The following is a 20,949-nucleotide window of genomic DNA, read 5'->3' as shown; positions in this document are numbered from 1 at the left end:
TTCTATCAGTGCTTGTGCGTGATAGCGGCTTCCATGATGTTGCCATACGCCCAGTTGCTCTGGCTGACATCGGGGAACGGACAAGCCATGCTGTGCAGTTCGGTTGCCATTTCATAGTTTCTGCCGAGCATACGGTTTATCATCGTTACGGTTTCAGCGCGGGTGATGTACTGCTCCGGTCGGAAGGTGCCGTCCGTATAGCCGCTGATTAAGCCGTACTGCACCGCTTGACGAATATAGCTGCTGTACCATTTGCCGTCTGCCACATCAGAGAAGGTCTTGGTACTGCCGTTCATAATCAAGCCTTCCTTCGCTGCGATACGCGACAAGGCTGTTGCCATCTCTGCACGAGTGATTGCAAATTCCGGTTTGAACACGCCGCCGTTATAGCCGACCATGTAGCCTTCCTTGGACGCTGCTTCAACCCAGCGATACGACCAGCGGTTATTGGCAATATCGGTATACGAGGATTGCTCCGGTTCGGCAGTTTCCTTTTCCAACGCGTCAATCAGCATTTTCGCGGTCTGTTCGCGGGTGATATTGCGTTCGGCATGGAACATACCATCGGTAAAGCCGTTGATATACAGCTTGTGTTCTGCCTTGGGCGTTGCAGGTGTGCCGCCGCCACCGCCGCCGATACCGCCGCCGCCGATACCGCCGCCGCCACCGCTGGTAACATCGGTAGTGAGGGTCAGCTTTACCTTGGAGTATTCAGAGCCGGTGTTGTCCTTGATTTGGATTGTGATACTGAAATTCGTATTCTGCGGAATATCCGTCAATGCCTTCACATAGATACCGCTGCTATCCGCAGTAACCTGCACCTTGGTATCATCGAAGGTGACAACATACTCGTCCGGTCTAAGCAGCACTTTTGCCGTGCTGCCGGTAGTCAGCGACTTGTTCAGCAGCAGCGCATACAGGTTTACCGTGCCGTCCTTGCTGACCGTAACCGTGGAACGAGTGCTGGTAAGCTGATACTGTTCGCTTGCTGCACCATCTGTAAAGTTACCGCTGTTGTTCGGCATATCCTTCAAGACAGCGCCGGTCATGTAGTTATTGTTCAGATAGACCTTTGCGCCTGCGTCATGACGTGCTTTGAGCGTAGCAGGAACTAAACCGCGCAGATAAGTGTTTTCCAAATGAATCTCGGTCAACGCAGTCTGTGTAAATGCGTCCGGTAATACACCGCGCAGAGGGTTCGTGTCCAGCGCGAGATATTGCAAGCCTGCCAGATTAGCAATACCGGCAGAGATTTCGCCTTCCAGCTTGTTTTCGGACAGGTCTAAAATCTGCAAACCGGAAAGCGAGTACAGCGTTTCGGGAATCGTGCCGGTCATGCCGCATTGCCACGCCGAAAGAGAGATAAGATTCGTCAGCGCGGACAGGTCGGGAATCGTGCCGCCGATAACGTTTTCTGAAAGGTTCAAGTATTTCAGACTGCTCATACCGGCAACTGCCGCAGGAAAACCGCCGGTCAACTGATTTCCCATGAGGTTCAGCACCTCAATCTGGGTATTGCTCAAAATCGTATCCGGTATCGTACCGGTGTACTGATTGTCTTTGAGAACCAGCGTTTTCAATGCGGGCATTGTGCCAAATTCGGAAGGAATCGCACCTGCATAATCATTACCGCCTAAATCCACATTCTGCAATTTCGGGAGCGTATAGAGCGCAGATGGAATATCTCCGCTCAAATGATTATCCGAGAGGAACAGATACCGCAATTCACTAAGTTCCCCGATTGCAGCCGGTATATGTCCGGTGATGTTTCGGCCTTTCAGACCAATGCTCTTGATTTCTACAAGGTCTTCCGCTCCGGTGATGGTATCCAGTGTGCGTTGCTGTGCGTTCAGAAGACGCTCAATCTCATTGATGAACCATGTCTGTCCATCACAGGCGGCAATAAACCGTTTGGCATATTCCGTCTGTGGGTTTGGCGTAAAGTCCGCTGCGCCTGCCGTGAGTGGTGCGTATAGCTGCAACAGCAAGGCTATTACAAGCAATACGCTGATTCGTGTGCGTTTCATTTTTCGATCGCTCCCTTTCTTTTGCGCCCAAACAGTTAAAAAAGGGCGCAGTACCGCATGGATAGTAGTCCACACAGTATTGCGCTGTTTCTTAAAATGCGGGGACTGGTTAGGTAACTGGCTGTCATGCGATTGCAGAGCAATCGTTTAGACCCTATAGCTTTGCGCCGCAGAGTTTCCTCTGTTTTGCCATTTCTGCCATTCTCCTAAGAGTTTGGGTTTTTAGTTAATTAAATTGTACTAAGTTGCTTGGCATTTGTCAATTATTACTTTGTCAATTTCAACAAAAGTCCTTTTGTACTTAAACAAGTAATTGTTCAAAATTGCAGACTGCTTACGTCGGAAAGGGTCTACTGTTATAGACTTCAAAAGATTTCTCTCTGCGTTCGCCGCCGCGAGAATGGTGAGGGGGTGCTGCGGCTGTGGGTAACTGCCGCAAGGGAGTTATCCATAACCGCAGCAGGGGGAGAGGAAAGACGCGGGCGGCGCGGATTTCGTTCCTCTCCCCCTTAACGCGCCGCTGTACATCTGTTCTGTACAGGTGCGTTTCGGAATTTATTTGTCCGAATTGTCGGGAAAACCAAAATATTTTTACGGAAAGTGGTCAATTATTTGACCACTTTTGCTTTGCCGAAACTGCCGATTTAGGACTATGCAACAAATGTTCGATTGCAAAGTGTTACGAGGACAAGAATATTGCATTTTTGCAACTTTTCTGTGTACCAAAGTTTAATTATGAATCAAATGTGAACAATTTCTGCCCCGATTGACTTTGTTCTGTATATACGGTATGATAGAATCCCAATCAAAGATGAAAGCCTAAACTCCATACTTATCTTAGCTTTCTTTAATTTTGGTTTCGGTGATACATGGCTTGTCAGCAAATATGCATAGTAACGCAATGCACAGACAGGCCGAATAGCAAAAAGCAGGAGGTTAATTGGACTTTGACAACTGAATAAAGCTCCATCTGTAACGAATTTTCCGTGTCGGGCAACCGACAAGCCGCTTCGATAAAACAGCCGGTCAGCTACCGGCGTGGCGAGAACAGCGGAAAAGGATACTCCCCACCGGCAGAATAGGATTCGGGTGAGAGGTGTCGTAAGTCAATCGGCAAGTGTAAGAATACGAGCGTGAATAAACTGTTCACGGCAGTATGGAGTGTAAATATGCCGCTTACAATTTTATGATTGTTATGATATAATATTAGCGTTGTTGGCTGTGCCATCACCGTTACAAACACAAGGAGTAAACGATGATTACAGCAATACAGAAACCCAAAAGAAAGTATGGAGAAGGCAGTATATACCAGCGAAACGACGGCCGCTGGGTAGCAAAGTATAAGAGCGTGAATATGCTCAAACCGTGTGTTGTGTACGCTAAGAGCGAATCCGAAGCAAAGCGCAAGCTGCGCGAACTCAAAAAGGACGCTGCAAAAGGTCTTGTCAAAAGCACAAGCAGGCGTTTCGGTGATTACGCCGACCAGTGGTTATACACTTTCAAGCTGCACTCGGTTGAGGACAGCAGCTTCGACAAATACGAAAGTGCTTATTTGACGCATATTAAGCCTGCGTTTGGCAAAATGCAGCTTGCGTCTATTCACAGTGAGCAGTTGCAAAAACTGCTTGTTGAAAAGAGTCAGACGCTTTCGCTCACTGTTGTCAAAATCATTTATATCATTCTTTCCGAAATTTTTTCTTATGCTCATTCTGAGGGCGATCTCTCACGGAATCCTATGCACAATGTCAAGATGCCGAAGAAAGCGACCTTTAAACCGGAACGCGAAATTGTTGCGCTGGAAAGCGACGAAGTGCGGGCAGTCGAACGGATTGCAGAAATGAAAAATAAAAATGGTAGACCCTGTATCATGCAGGCACACGCATTGGTCTTTCTGGTGCATACCGGTTTGCGGTGCGGTGAGTTTTTAGCACTCAAATGGTCTGACATTGATTTTGAAAGCAGAATTGTTACGGTGAACAAAAATCTGTCGATGGTCTACGACCGCGACAAGGACGGCGTGCGTATCAAGCATAAGAAAGCACGGATTAAGTGTACCAAAACGGCAAGCGGCAACCGCATTGTGCCGTTGAACACAAAAGCGATTGCCGCTTTGAACAGTCTGAAAGCTGTCTATCGTGAAATGGATATTGTCAGCGATTCCGTTGCGGTAACGCGCAAGGGTACAACACTGAGCAGCGACCAGCTTCGCCGTGTTCTGCGTCGCGTATTGGCGTATGCCGGTATCGACAAGCCGTTCACACTTCACCAGCTTCGTCACACCTTTGCTACACAGGCACTTAACGCCGGTATTCCGATTACCGTAGTAAGCAAGTGGCTCGGACACGCGAATATATCTGTTACTTATAACACCTATATTCATGTGTTGGAATCCGCAGAAGCTGCAGCAGTAGAGCTTCTTGAAGCCATTTGAAAAATCTAAAATCCGTTTGGTTTCATTTTGGTGTCACGACCAAATCAAAAGGTTGAAATCGGTAGATATACTGTGGATATTTCGGAAAGTGTTAAGAAAACTGTAGTTTCGCGACAGCCTCAAAAGAGACGCTTTCGCGTCTCTTTTTCAGGTTTCATGTTCTTTGCACCACTCATTGAGCGTTTCCCGATCGGTGCCTTGCATGGAACAGGCGGTGCCGCAATCCCGTTCATTGGGCGGCAGCGCGATACCCTCGCTCATCTTTTCCTGTTCCCTCGCGGCCACTGCCGGTTTGCTGCGGCGCAGCCACTCGAACGCCTTCTCGGCCGCCCGTAGCTGATAGCGGTTTTCGTGTTTTTCCGACATAATTGCATCCCTCCCTCGCATAGTATGCGCAGGAAAGAAGATTTTACGCACAAAAAAACTCCCATGCCGAAGCATGGGAGCTTGTAAATTGCGTTATGCTATTGCTTAACTGAAATTAAGCGTTGATAGCGGTTACAACGCCGGAACCTACGGTGCGGCCACCCTCACGGATAGCGAAACGCAGGCCTTCCTCGATAGCGATCGGGGTGATCAGCTCAACGTCCATCTCAACGTTATCGCCCGGCATGCACATCTCAGTGCCTTCCGGCAGAGTGATAACGCCAGTTACGTCGGTGGTACGGAAGTAGAACTGCGGACGGTAGTTGTTGAAGAACGGAGTATGACGGCCGCCCTCTTCCTTCTTCAGAACGTATACCTGACCGTGGAACTTGGTGTGCGGGTGAATGGAGCCCGGCTTAGCCAGAACCTGGCCGCGCTCAACCTCGGTCTTCTGAATACCACGGAGCAGAGCACCGATGTTGTCGCCTGCTTCAGCGTAGTCGAGCAGCTTGCGGAACATCTCGATACCGGTTACAACGGTCTTGCGCGGAGCGTCCATCAGACCAACGATCTCAACTTCCTCGCCCATCTTCAGCTGGCCACGCTCTACACGGCCGGTAGCTACGGTACCACGACCGGTGATGGAGAATACGTCCTCGACCGGCATGATGAACGGCTTGTCAGCAGCACGGTCCGGGGTCGGGATATAGGTGTCAACAGCTTCCATCAGGTCGCGGATGCACTTGTACTCCGGAGCGTTCGGATCGGTGGAGTCAGAGGTCAGAACGTTCAGAGCGGAGCCACGGATTACCGGAACGTCGTCGCCCGGGAAATCGTAAGAGGACAGCAGCTCACGGATCTCCATCTCAACCAGGTCGAGCAGCTCCTCGTCGTCTACCTGATCAGCCTTGTTCATGAAGACAACGATATACGGAACGCCTACCTGACGGGACAGCAGGATGTGCTCGCGGGTCTGCGGCATCGGGCCGTCAGCAGCGGATACAACCAGGATAGCACCGTCCATCTGAGCAGCGCCGGTGATCATGTTCTTAACGTAGTCGGCATGGCCCGGGCAGTCAACGTGAGCGTAGTGACGGTTAGCGGTGTGATACTCAACGTGTGCGGTGTTGATGGTAATGCCGCGCTCCTTCTCCTCCGGAGCCTTGTCGATTGCGTCGTATGCCTGATACTCAGCATCGCCCTCGAGAGCCAGAACCTTGGTGATTGCAGCGGTCAGAGTGGTCTTGCCATGGTCAACGTGGCCGATGGTGCCAATGTTAACGTGCGGCAGAGAACGGTCAAATTTTTCCTTTGCCATTGTGGATATCCTCCTCGTAAAATGAATTAAAAGTCATGTTGCATTTATTTTACTGCATTTCGAGAAAAAATGCAATAGGGTGCAGCAGATTTTAGTCGTTGTTTTTGTTACGGTTGTCGATGATCTTCTCCTGAATGCTCTTCGGCACTTCAGTGTAGTGGCTCGGCTGCATGGTGTACTGGCCACGGCCCTGGGTGCGGGAACGCAGAGCAGTTGCGTAACCGAACATCTCGCTCAGCGGAACGCCGGCAGAGATAGCCTGTACGCCGCCGCGCGGCTCCATGCCCTGGATCTGACCACGACGGGAGTTCAGGTCGCCGATAACGTCGCCCATGTACTCCTCCGGTACCATTACGTCAACCTGCATGATCGGCTCCATCAGAACTGGATCAGCCTTCTTCATAGCTTCCTTGAACGCCATAGAACCAGCGATCTTGAACGCCATTTCAGAGGAGTCAACTTCGTGGTAAGAGCCATCATACAGGGTTACCTTAACGTCAACAACCGGGTAGCCTGCGAGGATACCAGCCTGCATAGCGCCCTGGATACCCTGATTAACAGGCTCGATATATTCCTTCGGGATAGCACCGCCAACGATCTTGTTGATGAACTCGTAGCCCTTGCCGGACTCGTTCGGCTCAACGATGATCTTAACATGGCCGTACTGGCCCTTACCACCGGACTGACGAGCGTACTTCTGATCAACGTCAGCGGAGCGGCGGATGGTCTCCTTGTAAGCAACCTGAGGAGAACCTACGTTAGCCTCTACCTTGAACTCGCGCAGCAGACGGTCAACGATGATCTCCAGATGAAGCTCGCCCATACCAGCGATAATGGTCTGGCCGGTCTCTTCATCGGTGTAGGTCTTGAAGGTCGGGTCCTCTTCTGCCAGCTTAGCCAGCGCGATACCCATCTTCTCCTGACCAGCCTTGGTCTTCGGCTCGATCGCAACACGGATAACCGGGTCCGGGAACTCCATAGACTCGAGGATGATCGGGTGCTTCTCATCACACAGCGTATCGCCGGTGGTGGTGTTCTTAAAGCCGATGCCCGCAGCGATATCACCGGAATATACGCAGTCGATATCCTGACGATGGTTAGCGTGCATCTGCAGAATACGGCCCAGACGCTCGCGCTGATCCTTGGTAGCATTCAGCACGGAGGAACCAGCGGTGATGGTGCCGGAGTATACGCGGAAGAACGTCAGACGGCCAACGAACGGGTCGGTAGCGATCTTGAACGCCAGCGCGGAGAACGGCGCATCATCAGAAGACGGACGGGAATCCTCCTCGTCGGTCTGCGGGTTTACACCCTTGATGTCCGGGATGTCGGTCGGAGCCGGCATGTATTCGATAACAGCGTCCAGCAGCGGCTGTACGCCCTTGTTGCGGTATGCGGTGCCGCAGAGTACCGGAACGATCTCGTTGGCGATACAGCCCTTGCGGATTGCAGCCTTAACTTCCGGAATGGTCAGCTCTTCGCCCTCGAGGTACTTCATCATGAGGTCCTCGTCCAGCTCAGCAACGTGCTCCCACAGTTCGTCGTGGTACTGCTGAGCCTTCTCCATCATGTCAGCCGGAATTTCCTCATCGCGGATATCCTTGCCGAGGTCATCGTAGTAAACCTCAGCGCGCATGGTGATCAGGTCGATGATACCCTTGAAGGTATCCTCAGAGCCGATCGGCAGCTGAACCGGAACAGCGTTGCACTTCAGACGGTCCTTCATCATGCCGACTACGTTGTAGAAATCAGCACCCATGATGTCCATCTTGTTTACGAACGCCATACGCGGAACCTTGTACTTGTCAGCCTGATGCCAAACGGTCTCAGACTGCGGCTCTACGCCGCCCTTTGCACAGAATACGGTTACAGAACCGTCCAGTACACGCAGGGAGCGCTCTACCTCTACGGTAAAGTCAACGTGGCCCGGGGTGTCGATGATGTTGATACGATGCTCCGGGAACTGATGAGTAGAGCCGGACCAGTGGCAGGTGGTAGCTGCGGAGGTGATGGTGATACCACGCTCCTGCTCCTGCTCCATCCAGTCCATGGTAGCGGTACCGTCGTGGGTATCGCCGATCTTATGGTTTACACCGGTGTAATACAGAATACGCTCGGTGGTAGTGGTCTTACCGGCGTCGATGTGCGCCATGATGCCGATATTTCTGGTTCTTTCCAGGGAATATTCTCTAGGCATATTGCTCTCCTTTCAAAGCGTTATGCGGAAACCGACAGATTAGTAGCGGTAGTGTGCGAACGCCTTGTTCGCCTCTGCCATCTTGTGGGTATCCTCGCGCTTCTTAACAGCACCGCCCAGATTGTTGCAAGCGTCCAGGATCTCGCCTGCCAGACGCTCACGCATGGTCTTTTCAGAACGAGCGCGGGAGTACTTGGTGATCCAACGCAGGCCCAGGGTCTGACGACGCTCCGGGCGAACTTCCATCGGCACCTGGTAGGTAGCGCCGCCTACACGGCGAGCCTTAACTTCCAGGGTCGGCATGATGTTTTCCATAGCCTCGGTGAAAACCTCCAGCGGTTCACGACCGGTCTTTTCACGAACGATATCGAAAGCACCATAAACAACCTTCTGCGAAACGCCCTTCTTGCCGTCGAGCATGATAGAGTTTACCAGCTTGGTGACGAGCTTGGAATTATAAAGCGGATCGGGCAGAACGTCTCTCTTGGGGACATTACCTCTTCTTGGCACTTTACTTCCCTCCTTCAAAAATATTTGATTTCATAGGTACTTCGGCGGATCTTTGACCGCCGTTGTTCATGCCTGTCCGAGGTAAAGGCCCGATTTATACAATCGGAACTAAAATGCCTCAGACAAAGCATAGCTGCTTTGCTGAAAAATAACTTTCTCGCAAAACCTTGTGGGTTGGCTCCTTTGGCGGAGTAATTATCGCTTGTACACTTTGTAATGCACGCGCGTTTTGAGCAAGTATGGTCGTGTGAGACAAGGCGCAGCCACACGCCGCGTACAAAGGTACGCAAGTGCGGATGCAACGCAGTATCACGCGATCAGACGCCGCTCAAAAGATTACTTGCCTGCCTTCGGGCGCTTCGCGCCATACTTGGAACGAGCCTGACGACGGTTAGCAACACCCTGGGTATCCAGAGTACCACGGATGATGTGGTAACGAACACCAGGAAGGTCCTTTACACGACCGCCGCGAACCATAACTACAGAGTGCTCCTGCAGGTTGTGGCCTTCACCGGGGATGTAAGCGGAAACTTCCATCTGGTTGGTCAGCTTTACACGAGCTACCTTACGAAGAGCAGAGTTCGGCTTCTTCGGGGTCATGGTCTTAACCGTGGTGCAAACGCCGCGCTTCTGCGGAGCGGACTGATCGGTAGCCTTCTTCTTCTGAGAGTTGTAGCCTACCTGAAGAGCCGGTGCCGTAGACTTGGTAACGACTGCCTCACGACCCTTACGGACGAGTTGGTTAAAAGTTGGCATTTTATTTCCTCCTTCTTTCAAAGATATTTATGAAAAGCGCGTTTTGCGCGATTCAACAAAGAAAAATCAGTGCAGAACTACGACTACTGCCGCGCCGACATCAATGCCGACCGCATCGCCGAGCTCCGTCATCGTGGTGACCTCGGTAACTTCCATACCGTGTTCACTGCAAAGCTCATAAATCGGTCCAACGACTCGTTTTTCTGCGTCCAGCGCAACAAAGACCTGTGCGGCTGCGCCGTCCCGAATCGCTTTTTTCGACTGCTTTACACCGATCACCTTGTGCGCCGTGTGAAGTTCTGAAAGCATAATACTCCTCCTATACGGCATACTCCCATAGTATACGGGTTTGTCCCCCTGTTGTCAAGTGTTTTCTCGAAATTTTTTATTTTTTACGAGATTTTTCTTTTCCAGAGGATTTTCGCGGAAATCGGCGCTTGCGAAGCGAGGGAATCTCGCCTGCCCGGCGGGGGCACAAGAGGATAGACAACCTACGGTTTTCCACCCTCTTGTGAATCTCCCCTTTTCCCTTAGATAGCACGGCGAAATTTGCAGAGCTGAGACTATAAGGGAACGCCAGAGGATTTTTTCTTCCGCAGGACGCACTTTGTGCGCCCATGTATCCGCATATTCGCATTGTCGGATACCGTACTGCTACACATGCGGTCTACTCTACGCGGGGCGCGGCACCAACCGTGCCGCGCAACTCGTTTGCGCGTTATGACGGACGGCACCTGCGAACTTTTTCTGATATTATGCTTATCTCTGCGCAATTTCCACTCTTTCGGTAATTCTCCATTCTCAATTTTCCATTCGGCACATGCAAAAACAGGAGAACACCTTACAGTGTTCCCCTGTTTTGTTTAATCTATACAGCGTTTTCGGCTTTCTGCAAATCAGTCGAGATTTACAGTCTGCTCGTAGTGACCGGTGCAGTAATCGGACACACCCGAGCCAGCCGGAATCAGCTTGCCGATGATTACGTTCTCCTTCAGGCCCATCAGCGGATCGACCTTGCCCTTGATTGCAGCGTCGGTCAGTACGCGGGTGGTCTCCTGGAAGGATGCAGCGGACATCCAGGAATCGGTTGCGAGGGATGCCTTGGTGATACCCATGAGGGTCGGCTCTGCAACAGCCAGACGGAGACCTTCCTCGCCGGCGTCGATGCGTGCCTGCACCTTGTTGTTGTAATCCTCGAACTCGAGCCAGTCCATAACAGAACCCGGCAGAACCTCAGCGTCGCCTGCGTCCTCAACGCGAACCTTGCGCATCATCTGACGAACGATAACCTCGATATGCTTATCGTTGATATCTACGCCCTGCTGACGGTAAACCTTCTGAACTTCCTTGATCTCGTAGTCGTGAACGGCGCGAGGATCGAGGATACGCAGAATGTCATGCGGGTTGAGCGAGCCTTCGTTCAGCTGGAAGCCCTGCGGAATCTCCTGACCGTCGGTTACGCGGATACCGGAGGACGAAGCCAGCTGGTAGGAACGCATATCGCCGGTCTGCGGGTTGACGATGTTGACGGTCTTGACGGTGGTGCGCTTGGACTCCTCGATGGAGACCATGCCGCCGATCTCGGCCAGCGTTGCAGCCTTCTTCGGCTTGCGGGCCTCGAACAGCTCCTCAACTCGCGGAAGACCCTGCGTAATATCCGAACCTGCGACACCGCCGGTATGGAAGGTACGCATGGTAAGCTGGGTACCCGGCTCGCCGATGGACTGTGCTGCGATGATACCGACAGCCTCGCCCTTGCCGACCGGCGTGCCCATTGCCAGGTTGATGCCGTAGCAGTGCGCGCAGACACCCTTGCGGGCACGGCACTCGAGCACGGAGCGGATCTGAACGCGGGTGATGCCTGCGCCGACAACCGCATCGGCGTCAGCCTCGGTCATCATCTTGCTCTTCGGTACGATAACCTCGCCGGTCTCCGGATTTACGATATCGTCAACCGGGAAGCGGCCGAGCAGACGCTCGCGCAGCGGCTCGATGATCTGGTTGCCTTCCTTGATATCCTCTACCCAGATACCCTTGGTTGCGCCACAGTCGTCCTCGCGGATGATAACGTCCTGAGAAACGTCTACCAGACGGCGGGTCAGGTAACCCGAGTCAGCGGTACGCAGTGCGGTATCGGCCATGCCCTTTCGAGCACCGCGGGCAGCGATGAAGTATTCGAGTACGGTCAGGCCTTCACGGAAGTTGGACTTGATCGGGATTTCGATGGTCTTACCGGAGGCGGATGCCATCAGGCCTCGCATACCGGCCAGCTGACGGATCTGGTTGATAGAACCACGGGCACCGGAATCAGCCATCATGTGAATCGGGTTGTAGCGCTGCTCCTTCATGTTGGCCTGCAGCTTTGCGGTAACCTTCTTGGTGGTCTCTTCCCACTCGGCTACGGTCAGACGGTAGCGCTCCTGATCGGTGATAAAGCCGCGCTTGTACTTGCGGTCGATCTTGGCAACCTTCTTCTCGGACTCGCGGATCATCTCGTCCTTGCCGTCCGGCACGAGCATGTCGGCTACGGCTACGGTCAGCGCACCCTTAGTGGAGTACTTGTAGCCCATCGCCTTGATGGAGTCGAGCACCTCAGCGGTGATATGGAAGCCGTGTACGCGGATACACTTGTCAATGATCTTGCCAAGCTCCTTCTTGCCGCAGGTGAACATGATCTCAAGATCAAACTTCTTGGACGGATCCGAGCGGTCAACAAAGCCGAGGTCCTGCGGGATGCGCTCGTTGAAGATCAGGCGGCCCGGGGTCGCGTCTACGATAGCGGACTCGGTCTTGCCGTTTACTTCCTTGGACAGACGAACCTTGATCGGCGCGTGAATGCCAACGATACCCTCGTTGTACGCCATCAGAGCCTCGTCCACGTTGCGGAATACCTTGCCGGCGCCCGGCTCGGTATCGCGGTCGATGGTCAGGTAGTAGGAGCCGAGGACCATATCCTGAGACGGAATGGTAACCGGCTTGCCGTCCTGCGGCTTGAGCAGGTTGTTCGCGGACAGCATCAGCAGACGGGCCTCAGCCTGTGCCTCTGCGGACAGCGGAACGTGAACTGCCATCTGGTCGCCGTCAAAGTCGGCGTTGAATGCGGTACATACCAGCGGATGCAGGCGGATCGCACGGCCTTCTACGAGGACCGGCTCGAACGCCTGAATACCCAGACGGTGCAGGGTCGGTGCACGGTTCAGCATAACCGGATGACCCTTGATGATGCCTTCGAGCACGTCCCATACCTCGGGCTTTGCACGCTCTACCATCTTCTTGGCGGACTTGATGTTCTGTGCGGTGCCGTCCTCAACCAGCTTCTTCATAACGAACGGCTTGAACAGCTCGAGTGCCATTTCCTTCGGCAGACCGCACTGATAGATCTTCAGATCCGGGCCTACGACGATAACCGAACGGCCGGAGTAGTCAACTCGCTTGCCGAGCAGGTTCTGACGGAAACGGCCCTGCTTGCCCTTCAGCATGTCGGACAGGGACTTGAGTGCACGGTTGTTCGGGCCGGTGACCGGACGGCCGCGGCGGCCGTTATCAATCAGGGCGTCAACAGCCTCCTGCAGCATGCGCTTCTCGTTGCGCACGATGATATCCGGCGCACCCAGCTCGAGCAGACGCTTGAGACGGTTGTTGCGGTTGATCACGCGACGGTACAGGTCGTTCAGGTCGCTCGTTGCGAAGCGGCCACCGTCCAGCTGTACCATCGGACGGATTTCCGGCGGGATGACCGGAACAACGTCCATGATCATCCACTCCGGGCGGTTGTGCGACAGACGGAAGGATTCTACAACCTCCAGTCGCTTGATGATGCGCAGGCGCTTCTGGCCGGAAGCCTCACGCAGCTCTGCGGTCAGCTCCTTGGAGAGCTGGTCGAGGTCCAGCTCCGCGAGCAGCTCCTTGATGGACTCCGCGCCCATGCCGGCACGGAAGTCCTCGTCGTACTTTTCACGCATGTCGCGGTACTCAGCCTCGGTCAGGATCTGCTTCTTCATCAGCGGCGTGTCGCCCGGATCGATTACGATATAGTTCGCAAAGTACAGGACCTTCTCCAGCACACGCGGGCTGATATCAAGGATCAGGCCCATGCGGGACGGGATGCCCTTGAAGTACCAGATGTGCGATACCGGCGCTGCCAGCTCAATGTGGCCCATGCGCTCGCGGCGGACCTTGGCCTTGGTGACCTCAACGCCGCACTTGTCGCAGATCTTGCCCTTGAAGCGGACCTTCTTGTACTTGCCGCAGTGGCACTCCCAGTCCTTGGTCGGTCCAAAGATACGCTCGCAGAACAGGCCATCGCGTTCCGGCTTGAGCGTACGGTAGTTAATGGTTTCGGGCTTCTTTACCTCGCCGTAAGACCACTGGCGGATCAGCTCGGGCGAAGCCAGACCGATCTTAATGGCGTTAAACGTATGATATCCCATATATTTTAAGATGCTCCTTCCCTATTCACAGATGATTTCACTTACGCTCAGCCTTATTCGCCCAGACCGTCGTCGAAATCACCTTCGGCATCGTCACCGCCATCCTCGGCGGGGTTATCCAGTGCAAAGAGATCGGTGTCGCCTTCCTCGGCATCGTTGATGCCGAAGCCTGCTGCGGTGAACTCGTCATCCGCGCCGGAGACAGCCTGCTCCATCGGACGGGTGTACTCAGCGGTCTCCTCGTCGTCGTCCTCAGACAGCTCGATCACTTCCATGTTCTCGTCCAGAACCTGAATATCCAGACACAGAGCCTGCAGCTCCTTGGTGAGTACCTTGAAGGATTCCGGAACGCCCGGCTGCGGTACGTTGTGACCCTTGACGATCGCCTCGTAGGTCTTGACACGGCCGGTGATATCGTCGGACTTGACGGTCAGGATCTCCTGCAGGGTATATGCGGCGCCGTATGCTTCCAGCGCCCAAACTTCCATCTCGCCGAAGCGCTGGCCGCCGAACTGCGCCTTGCCGCCCAGAGGCTGCTGGGTTACGAGCGAGTACGGGCCGGTCGAACGGGCATGGATCTTATCGTCTACCAGATGATGCAGCTTGAGGTAGTACATATAACCAACGGTTACGCGGTTATCGAACTTCTCACCGGTACGGCCGTCGTATACGACGCTCTTGCCGTCCTCGTTAACGCCTGCTGCAACCAGCGTCTCCTTGATATCCTCGAGCGTTGCGCCGTCGAATACCGGGGTCTCGACCTTCCAGCCGAGCTTCTTGGCTGCGAAGCCAAGGTGAACCTCGAGCACCTGACCGATGTTCATTCGGGACGGTACGCCCAACGGGTTCAGTACGATGTCGAGCGGACGGCCATCCTCCAGGAACGGCATATCCTCCTGCGGCAGAATGCGGGAAACGACACCCTTGTTACCATGACGGCCTGCCATCTTATCGCCGACAGAGATCTTGCGCTTCTGCGCGATATAAACGCGGACGACCATGTTGACACCGGGAGACAGCTCGTCGCCGTTCTCGCGGGTAAATACCTTAACGTCTACAACGATACCGGATTCGCCGTGCGGCGCACGCAGAGAGGTATCACGAACCTCGCGGGCCTTCTCACCGAAGATCGCACGGAGCAGGCGCTCCTCTGCGGTCAGCTCGGTCTCGCCCTTCGGGGTAACCTTGCCGACCAGGATGTCGCCGGCATGAACCTCAGCGCCGACACGGATGATGCCGCGCTCGTCGAGGTTGCGGAGTGCGTCCTCGCCGACGTTCGGGATATCACGGGTGATCTCCTCAGGTCCGAGCTTGGTATCACGGGATTCGGACTCGTACTCCTCGATATGGATGGAGGTGTAAACATCGTCGCGTACCAGACGCTCGTTCAGCAGTACGGCGTCCTCGTAGTTGTAGCCTTCCCAGGTCATGAAGCCGATGAGGGCATTCTTGCCCAGTGCAACCTCGCCCTGATCGGTAGACGGGCCGTCGGACAGAACGTCGCCTGCCTTGACACGCTCGCCCAGATCAACGATCGGACGCATGTTGATACAGGTGGACTGGTTGGAACGCATGAACTTGGTCAGCGGATAGGTCTTGTCGGTGCCGTTGTCATAGTGTACGCAAACCTCGCGGGCGGTTACGCGGGTAACAACGCCGTCACCCTCTGCCAGCGGAATCGTACCGGAGTCAACAGCTGCCTTGTACTCCATGCCGGTTGCAACGACCGGAGCCTCGGTGCGGAGCAGCGGTACGGCCTGACGCTGCATGTTCGCGCCCATCAGTGCGCGGTTTGCGTCGTCATGGTCGAGGAACGGGATGAATGCGGTAGCAACCGAGATCATCATGCGCGGAGAAACGTCCATCAGGTCAACGTCCTTGCGATCTACCTCGACGAACTCGTCGCGCATACGGCAGGTTACACGGTCGTTTACGAGGTTGTTGTTCTCGTCGAGCGGCTCGGTAGCCTGGCAGACGATGTACTCGTCCTCGACGTCCGCGGTCATGTAGCGAACCTCGTCGGTAACGTGGCAGCGGACCTCGCCGGTTTCCTCGTCCTTGGTCTTTTCGATAACGCGGTACGGCGCCTCGATAAAGCCGAAGTCGTTGATGCGTGCGTAGGTTGCCAGATAGGAGATCAGGCCGATGTTAGGACCTTCAGGGGTCTCGATCGGGCACAGACGGCCGTAATGCGAGTAGTGTACGTCTCGAACCTCGAAGGATGCACGGTCACGGGACAGACCGCCGGGACCGAGGGCGGACATACGGCGCTTGTGCGTCAGCTCAGCCAGCGGGTTGTTCTGGTCCATGAACTGCGAAAGCGGAGAAGAACCGAAGAACTCCTTGATGGCTGCGGTTACCGGACGGATGTTGATCAGAGACTGCGGCGTAACCACGTCGAGGTCCTGAATGGTCATGCGCTCACGGATAACACGCTCCATGCGGGAGAAGCCGATGCGGAACTGGTTCTGCAGCAGCTCGCCTACGCAGCGCAGACGGCGGTTGCCCAGATGGTCGATATCGTCAACCGTGCCGATGCCGTGACCGAGGTTGAGCAGATAGCAGATGGAAGCGAGCATATCATCAACGATGATGGTCTTCGGAATCAGATCGAAGTGACGCTCCTTCACGGTCTTCTTCAGCTCGTCGCCCTGTACGCCGGAGTCGATGATCTCCTTGAGGACGGTGAAGCGAACCTTCTCCTTGAGGCCCAGATCCTCTGCGGTTGCGCCGCCGAGGTAGTCGGAGAAATCGTTTACGTCTACCATGCCGTTGCCGAATACCTTAACGGCAGTGCCCTCGGCAGACTCGATCACAACGCTGTTTACGCCGCGGGCAGCCATCATGGTTGCCTTCTCGCGGGAGAGAACCTCGCCGTCCTCTGCCAGAACCTCGCCGGTCATCGGGTCAGCGACTGCATTTACCAGCTTGTGGCCGGTGATGCGGCGTGCGATGTTCAGCTTCTTGTTGTACTTGTAGCGGCCGACTGCGGAAATGTCGTAGCGGCGCATATCGAAGAACATGGCGTCCATCAGAGAGGTAGCCGACTCCACAGAGGGCGGCTCGCCCGGACGCATCTTCTTGTAGATCTCGATGAGGGCTTCCTCGGCGGTGTGCGCCGGGTCCTTGTCGAGGGTTGCAACGATCAGCGGATCCTCACCGAACAGCTCCTTGATCTCGGCATCGGTCTTAACACCGATGGCACGGATGAAGCTGGTGATCGGAATCTTGCGGTTTTTATCAATGCGAACGTAGAAAACGTCGTTTGCATCGGTCTCGTACTCGAGCCATGCGCCGCGGTACGGGATTACGGTAGCGGAGAGCAGAACCTTGTCGGTCTTGTCAAGCTCCTTGCCGTAGTATACGCCCGGGGAACGAACGAGCTGAGATACGATCGCGCGTTCTGCACCGTTGATGATGAAGGTAGCAGCGTGGGTCATCTTCGGGAAGTCACCCATGAAGATCTCCTGCTCCTTGATCTCACCGGTCTCCTTGTTGCGCAGACGCATGCGGACCTTCAGCGGAGTTGCATACGTTGCATCTCGTGCCTTGCACTCCTCAATGCTGTACTTCGGCTCCTCGTCCATCGAAAAATCGAGGAAGGAAAGCTCCAGATTTCCGGTGTAGTCCGTGATGGACGCGGTATCGTCAAAAACCTCACGCAGGCCCTGATCCAGGAACCATTCGTAAGACTTCTTCTGCACCTCGATGAGATTCGGCATTTCGAGAATCTCTTCGATTCGTGCAAAGCTCTTTCGTGTGGTTTTGCCGTGCTGTACGTCTTTCACCTTCATGTGCTTTGATCACTCCGTTTCTTTCGGCTGTTGGTGTTGGTTGATACGCCCGGCGGCGTTGCGAAAATATTGCTCTTGGTCTTGCAATTTCTTGCAGACCGTGCTAACATATACTTAGGAATCGGATAATGTACCCGATTTTATAAAGCGTTTTATTATACCATGATTTTTCACAGAATGTCAAGTATATTTTTGTACAAAAAGGCAGAAGTTTTCTTCTGCCTTTCTTTTTTGTTTTCTGGCAACAGAATGGAGAATTATCCTCAGAGTGCAGATTGGAAAGAATATGACTGTTTCGCTTTGCGTGGGAGCACAATGTGCCCTGCGATTATACGTCTGCAACTGATTCGAGGGATAAATCGTTAAAAACCCGTTATATCGTAGGGTGCGCCGACTCGGCGCACCGCTTGTATCCGGTTTGCACCAATCATCCCGTAGGGGCGAACATTGTTCGCCCACGAACCGTTTGATTTGTCGTTGCACGGGAGCACAATGTGCTCCCCTACGATTTCGCGTATGCCAACTCGTTTAATACGGTGCGCCGAGTCGGCGCACCCTGCAGCAACATTCATGTTCATTGTATTAGAATCATGCAAATGGCAAACCCTCACGGCCGCAGCACGAACAGAGCCTCCGCAACGACAGCGGCATTCTCCATTCTCCATTTCAGGCAAATAAAAAAGGACGCTCACGCGTCCTTTTTATTTGCTTAGAGCACCTTCGACAGAAAATCCTTCAGTCTCGGATGCTGCGGATTTGCGAAGAACTCCTTCGGCTCGTTCTGCTCTACGATATTGCCGCCGTCCATGAACAGCACGCGCGTTGCAACCTCGCGGGCAAAGCCCATCTCGTGGGTAACAACAACCATGGTCATGCCGTCATCAGCCAGCTCCTTCATGATTTCCAGAACCTCACCGACCATTTCCGGGTCAAGCGCCGAGGTCGGCTCGTCGAACAGCATCACATCCGGATTCATTGCCAGCGCGCGCGCGATGGCGATACGCTGCTGCTGACCGCCGGAAAGCTGCGCCGGATAGCTGTCCGCCTTGTCCGGCAGACCGACACGCGCGAGCAGCTCGAGCGCACGCTTGTCCGCCTCTTCATCGGTCATGACCTTGAGCTTGACCGGTGCCAGCTTGATATTCTCGCGCACGGTCAGGTGCGGAAACAGATTGAACTGCTGGAACACCATGCCCATACGGCGGCGCACCAGATTGATATCCGTGTCCTTGGCGGTGATGTTCTGTCCTTCGAAGATAATTTCGCCGCCGGTCGGCTCCTCAAGCAGGTTCAGACAGCGCAGAAAGGTGGACTTACCCGAGCCGGACGGGCCGATGACTACGACCTTCTCGCCCTTCTCGATATGCTCGTTGACACCCTTGAGCACCTCATGGTTGCCAAAGGATTTGTGCAGGTTTTTAACGTCGATCACTTTCGCGCAGCCTCCTCTCAAAAATGCCGAGCAGCTTGGTCAGGATGATAACGAGCACCAGATAGATGATCGCAAGGCTGACATACGGCACATAGGCCTGATAGGTATTGGACACAATATTCTGTGCCTGCTTGGTCACGTCGCGCAGCGCGATGACCGACACGAGCGAGGTATCCTTCAGCAGGGTGATCATCTCATTGCCGAGTGCCGGAAGAATGTTCTTGATCGCCTGCGGAATGACGATCAGGCGCATGGTCTGTGCATAGTTCAGGCCGAGCGAACGGCCGGCCTCCATCTGACCCGGATTGACCGACATCAGACCGCCGCGCACGATCTCGGCAACATACGCGCCCGAGTTGATGCCCAGTGTAACGATGCCGCACACCAGACGCGCTGTATCATCCTTAGGCACCATGATAACAAAGCCCATGATCAGCAGCTGAACCATCATAGGCGTACCGCGGATGACGGTCAGATACAGCTTGCAGATTGCGTTGAGAATGCTCAGAATGATGTTGCTTTTGCCCATGCGGCGGGAATCATGCGCCGTGCGGACTATAGCGATCAGCAGACCGATGATAACACCGAGGATCAGTGCACCGATCGTGACCGCAAATGTGATTTTCAGACCGTTCAGGAACCATTTCCAGCGGTCCGCTGCGATAAAGGTCTGGTACAGCTGGAACAGCAGGTTCCGCAGACCCTCCGGCAGATTGACAACCGAATCCGGTACAATTTTCAGCCACTGGTCCATTGTAATACCGTTCACAGGTCATCCCCTCTTTCTTTTCATTTTACTGCAAAAGAGGGGCGGCGCTGAACCGTCCCTCTTCCTTTGTACGCGTTTGTTGATTTACTGTGCTGCGGAGTCAGCGCTGATATACTTGTCGACGATGGACTGCAGGGTGCCGTCACCCTCGAGCTCCTTCAGAGCGCCGTTTACCTTGTCGAGCAGCTCGGTGTTGCCCTTCTTGATAGCGATCGCGTAATCCTCGTCAGCGTAAGCGGTGTCGAGGATCTTGAGGCCGCTGTTTGCAGCAACATAGTTCTTAGCCGGCTCCTGGTCGATAACAACGCAGTCGATCTGATCATTTACCAGTGCAGCAACTGCGAGCGGACCGTTGTTGAACTGCTTTACATGCTCCTGACCGTAGTCACCGGTGCAGTAGATGTCGCCGGTGGTGCCGGTCTGAACGCCGATGTTCTTGCCCTCCAGATCATCCGGAGAAGCGATATCGGAACCGTCCTTAACGATGATGACCTGAACGCCCTTTGCGTAGGAATCCGAGAAATCTACGTTCTCCTGACGATCCGGGGTAACGGTCATGCCAGCCAGCGCCACGTCGACGGTGTCGCTCTGCAGCGCCGGAATCAGGGAATCGAACTCCATATCGGTGACCTCGAGCTTCATGCCCAGCTTGTCAGCGATAGCAGCAGCAATGTCCACATCGATGCCCTGTACGTTACCGTCGTCGCCAACGAACTCGTACGGCGGGAAAGTAGCGTTAGTACCCATGCGCAGCGTGCCGCCGTCCGCAGAGGTAGATGTGGTGGAATCCTGTGCGTCGCTGCTGGAATCAGCGGTCTTGGAGCCGCCGCAGCCGGTCAGCAGCATAGAACCTGCCAGTACCATGCTCAGCATAGCAATGGAAAACTTCTTCATTTGTGTTAACTCCTTCCGATTTGAC

The 20,949-nt window shown here is 54.2% G+C and carries 13 protein-coding genes and 1 riboswitch; of the genes, 1 reads left to right on the top strand and 12 read right to left on the bottom strand.

Features of this window, described 5'->3' with window-relative positions:
• Positions 1 to 5: 5 nt before the first annotated feature.
• The gene (locus tag DWZ82_RS09885) at positions 6 to 2,027 is read right to left on the bottom strand and encodes an S-layer homology domain-containing protein (protein ID WP_118480508.1); all 2,022 of its coding nucleotides are present in this window, start codon (positions 2,025 to 2,027) and stop codon (positions 6 to 8) included.
• Between the two features lie 109 nt (positions 2,028 to 2,136).
• Positions 2,137 to 2,228: riboswitch (cyclic di-GMP riboswitch) on the bottom strand.
• Positions 2,229 to 3,282: 1,054 nt separating this feature from the next.
• On the opposite strand from DWZ82_RS09885, the gene DWZ82_RS09880 reads away from it, so the two are divergent.
• Entirely contained in the window at positions 3,283 to 4,458 is a 1,176-nt protein-coding gene (locus DWZ82_RS09880) for a tyrosine-type recombinase/integrase (RefSeq protein ID WP_118480506.1), read from the top strand.
• Positions 4,459 to 4,605: 147 nt separating this feature from the next.
• Here the strand turns inward: DWZ82_RS09880 and DWZ82_RS09875 are convergent, their stop codons facing one another.
• The 11 genes from DWZ82_RS09875 to DWZ82_RS09825 form a co-directional block, all read right to left on the bottom strand.
• Positions 4,606 to 4,824, bottom strand: coding sequence for a hypothetical protein (locus DWZ82_RS09875; protein WP_118480504.1), 219 nt, complete (start codon positions 4,822 to 4,824; stop codon positions 4,606 to 4,608).
• Positions 4,825 to 4,939: 115 nt separating this feature from the next.
• Positions 4,940 to 6,142, bottom strand: a complete 1,203-nt coding sequence (tuf, locus tag DWZ82_RS09870) for an elongation factor Tu (protein WP_118480502.1) — start codon at positions 6,140 to 6,142, stop codon at positions 4,940 to 4,942.
• A gap of 91 nt (positions 6,143 to 6,233) precedes the next feature.
• A complete protein-coding gene (gene fusA, locus DWZ82_RS09865) occupies positions 6,234 to 8,339 on the bottom strand; it encodes an elongation factor G (protein ID WP_118480500.1) in 2,106 nt (701 codons plus the stop codon).
• Positions 8,340 to 8,378: 39 nt separating this feature from the next.
• The gene (rpsG, locus tag DWZ82_RS09860; RefSeq protein WP_181967828.1) at positions 8,379 to 8,849 is read right to left on the bottom strand and encodes a 30S ribosomal protein S7; all 471 of its coding nucleotides are present in this window, start codon (positions 8,847 to 8,849) and stop codon (positions 8,379 to 8,381) included.
• 336 nt (positions 8,850 to 9,185) lie between these two features.
• Positions 9,186 to 9,605 carry a 30S ribosomal protein S12 gene (gene rpsL, locus DWZ82_RS09855; RefSeq protein ID WP_110436538.1) on the bottom strand — a complete coding sequence of 140 codons (420 nt, stop codon included), beginning with the start codon at positions 9,603 to 9,605 and terminating at the stop codon, positions 9,186 to 9,188.
• Positions 9,606 to 9,671: 66 nt separating this feature from the next.
• Positions 9,672 to 9,914 carry a ribosomal L7Ae/L30e/S12e/Gadd45 family protein gene (locus tag DWZ82_RS09850; RefSeq protein ID WP_110436537.1) on the bottom strand — a complete coding sequence of 81 codons (243 nt, stop codon included), beginning with the start codon at positions 9,912 to 9,914 and terminating at the stop codon, positions 9,672 to 9,674.
• 587 nt (positions 9,915 to 10,501) lie between these two features.
• Positions 10,502 to 14,035: a DNA-directed RNA polymerase subunit beta' gene (rpoC, locus tag DWZ82_RS09845; protein WP_118480498.1), complete on the bottom strand. Its 3,534-nt coding sequence runs from the start codon at positions 14,033 to 14,035 to the stop codon at positions 10,502 to 10,504.
• Between the two features lie 53 nt (positions 14,036 to 14,088).
• On the bottom strand, positions 14,089 to 17,829 hold the full coding sequence (rpoB, locus tag DWZ82_RS09840) for a DNA-directed RNA polymerase subunit beta (RefSeq protein ID WP_118480496.1): 3,741 nt from the start codon (positions 17,827 to 17,829) through the stop codon (positions 14,089 to 14,091).
• A 709-nt stretch (positions 17,830 to 18,538) separates the two neighbouring features.
• Positions 18,539 to 19,261 (bottom strand): amino acid ABC transporter ATP-binding protein, encoded by a 723-nt coding sequence (locus DWZ82_RS09835; protein ID WP_110436534.1) that lies wholly within the window; start codon positions 19,259 to 19,261, stop codon positions 18,539 to 18,541.
• On the bottom strand, positions 19,248 to 20,030 hold the full coding sequence (locus DWZ82_RS09830) for an amino acid ABC transporter permease (RefSeq protein WP_442861183.1): 783 nt from the start codon (positions 20,028 to 20,030) through the stop codon (positions 19,248 to 19,250). The genes DWZ82_RS09835 and DWZ82_RS09830 overlap by 14 nt, the downstream gene beginning before the upstream one ends.
• 84 nt (positions 20,031 to 20,114) lie before the next feature.
• The gene (locus tag DWZ82_RS09825; RefSeq protein WP_118480494.1) at positions 20,115 to 20,924 is read right to left on the bottom strand and encodes a basic amino acid ABC transporter substrate-binding protein; all 810 of its coding nucleotides are present in this window, start codon (positions 20,922 to 20,924) and stop codon (positions 20,115 to 20,117) included.
• Between the last annotated feature and the right edge of the window lie 25 nt (positions 20,925 to 20,949).

The organism is Butyricicoccus sp. AF35-5AC, from assembly GCF_003477715.1.
Taxonomy (GTDB): Bacteria; Bacillota; Clostridia; order Oscillospirales; family Butyricicoccaceae; genus Agathobaculum; species Agathobaculum butyriciproducens.
Note: the sequence above shows the minus strand (reverse complement) of the source record. Positions and strands in the feature narration are given on the sequence as shown.